Genomic DNA, 2034 nt, shown 5'->3' with positions numbered 1-2034 from the left:
GCGCGCCAGCCTGCGCCGCCGCGCCTTCGCCCGCCTGCTCGCCCTCGGCCCCGCCGATGAGCGCCCGGTGGGGGAGCGCGCCGCCCTGGTGGTGGACCGGGTGGAGGCTTTGGACGGCTATTTCGCCCGCTGGCTGCCGGCCGCCATCCTGGCCGGGCTCGGCCCGCTGCTGATCGCGCTCGCCGTCGCCGCCGAGGATGCGCTGAGCGGGCTGATCCTGCTGGTGGCCGGCGCCATGGTGCCGGTCGGCATGGCGGTGACCGGCATCGGCGCGGCGCTGGCCAGCCGCCGCCAGTTCGACGCGCTGCAGGCCCTCTCGGGCCGGTTCCTCGACCGCATGCGCGGCCTGCCGCAGATCGTGCTGTTCCGCCGGCAGGAGGCGGAGGCCGCCGCCCTCGGCGCCGCCGCCGACGACCTCCGCCACCGCACCATGAAGGTGCTGCGGGTGGCCTTCCTCTCCGGCCTGGTGCTGGAGGTGATCTTCGCCCTGGTGCTGGGCTGCCTGGCCTGGCGGCATGGCAATCTGCTGGTGGGCGGGCATCCGGACCCGCAGGCGGCGCTGTTCTGCCTGCTGATGGTGCCGGGCTTCTTCGCCCCGCTGCGCGCCTTCTCCGCCGCCTATCACGAGCGCATGGCCGCCCAGGGCGCCGCCGCCGCGCTGGCGCCGCTGCTGGCGGATGCGGCCGAGCCGGAGGGGCTGAAGCTGGCGGAGATCCCGCCCAGCGTCGTCGTCACCTTCGAGGGGGTGGGCCTGACCTATGACGCCGCGCGCGGCGCGGCGCTGACCGACCTCTCCTTCCGGGTGATGCCGGGGGAGGCGCTGGTGCTGGCCGGGCCGTCGGGCTCGGGCAAGTCGTCGGTGCTGCGGCTGCTGATGGGCTTCCGCCGCCCCGATACCGGGCGCATCGCGCTGAACGGGCGCGACGCCACGGCGCTGCGGCCGGAGGAGCTGCGCCGCCTTTCGGCCTATGTCGGCCAGAAGGCGCATCTGTTCCGCGGCACGATCCGCGAGAACATCGCGCTGGCCCGCCCCGAGGCGAGCGCGGCCGAGATCGAGGCCGCTGCCCGCGCCGCGCGGGTCATGGAGTTCGCCGAGGCGCTGCCGCAGGGTCTGGACACCCAGGTGGGTGAGGGCGGCTTCGGCCTGTCCGGCGGCCAGGCGCAGCGCGTGGCGATCGCGCGGGCCTTCCTGCGCAATGCGCCGCTGGTGCTGCTGGACGAGCCGACGGCGCATCTGGACCCGGCCACCGAGGCCGAGCTGATCGACAGCCTGCGCCGCCTGTGTGCTGGCCGCACCGCGGTGATCGCCACGCATTCGGCGGCGCTGCGCGGCCGTTTCGGCCGTGTCATCGAGCTGGAGGCGGGCCGTGCGGGTGTGGCCCGCATGGCCGGCGAGTGAGGATATTCCCGCTGATGGCGGGGTCCGGGGGGACCCTGTCCCCCCGGCAGGGTTCGGGGCGGAGCCCCGTTTTTTTCTGTCTGGGATTGTCATGCTGACCGATCTCTCCCGTGTCCTCGGCCTCTGGCATGCCCGCCGCGGTTGGCTGTGGGCGGGTGCGGCCATGGCGGTGCTGGCCACGCTGGCCGGTGTGGCGCTGCTGGGCTTTGCCGGCCGTGGCGTGTCGGAAGGCTTGCGCACCGGCGCGCTGACCGGTGTCGCTGTCGGCTCCCTGCTGCTGCTGCGCCCCCTGATGGCCGCCCGCCCGCTGGCCCGCTATGCCGAGCGGCTGGTCACCCATTCCGCCACCTTCCGGGCGCTCGCCGACACCCGCATCTGGTTCTTCCGCCGCCTGGCGGAGCGTCTGCCGGCAGGCCTAGGCCTGCGCCGCGCCGGCGACCTGCTGGGCCGGCTGGTGACGGATGTGGAGGCGCTGGACGGCCTTTATCTGCGCGCCCTGGTCCCTGGCGTGGCGGCGCTGGCCGTGGTGCTGGCGGTCGGGCTGTTGCTGGGCGTGGCCGGGCCGGGCCTGGCCATCATCGTCGCCCTGCCACTGGCCCTGGCTTTGGCGCTGCCGCCGCTGCTGGCGCCCGGCG

The 2034-nt window shown here is 75.1% G+C and carries 1 protein-coding gene and 1 pseudogene; both read left to right on the top strand.

All coding sequences use genetic code 11. The annotated features are described in order from the left end of the window. Positions 1 to 1399, top strand: a 1399-nt coding sequence (gene cydD / locus HMPREF0731_RS20155; RefSeq protein ID WP_007006068.1) for a thiol reductant ABC exporter subunit CydD, incomplete at its 5' end; no start/stop codon positions are given. Between the two features lie 163 nt (positions 1400 to 1562). Further along, positions 1563 to 2034: pseudogene (locus tag HMPREF0731_RS24595) on the top strand (thiol reductant ABC exporter subunit CydC); the annotation flags it as partial.

The organism is Pseudoroseomonas cervicalis ATCC 49957, assembly GCF_000164635.1.
In the GTDB taxonomy this organism is placed as follows: Bacteria; Pseudomonadota; Alphaproteobacteria; order Acetobacterales; family Acetobacteraceae; genus Pseudoroseomonas; species Pseudoroseomonas cervicalis.
The sequence above is the reverse complement of the archived record's forward strand: the minus strand, read 5'-3'. Positions and strand labels throughout refer to the sequence as shown.